Source organism: Photobacterium sp. R1 (assembly GCF_054600795.1).
Genome location: NZ_BAAHZP010000963.1, coordinates 1 through 237, shown reverse-complemented (window position 1 = coordinate 237; position 237 = coordinate 1). Strand labels below are relative to the sequence as shown.

The 237-nt window shown below is 45.6% G+C and carries 1 pseudogene; it reads right to left on the bottom strand.

Annotated elements, in window-relative coordinates:
* Positions 1-200, bottom strand: a pseudogene (locus ACYP03_RS27930) (amino acid ABC transporter permease); the annotation flags it as partial.
* Between the last annotated feature and the right edge of the window lie 37 nt (positions 201-237).

The window sequence follows — 237 nt, the reverse complement described above, 5'->3', positions numbered from 1 at the left end:
AAGCCAGCGGTTTGATCGAGAAAATCAAACCCGGTCGCTATTCCCCTCTGCGCTAAATTATCCAGTGCATTGCTGACAACAGTGTATAAAAACACACCGATAGCCAGAATAAGCAGCGACTGGAAAAAAACGGCGCGAGCGCCCGGATGATAAATGAAAGAACGGAGGTTCAAAGAAGGTGTTTCAGAAACGGTGGTCATTTTTTCGCCCGACGTTTCATTCTTTTTGTCTTTTTCG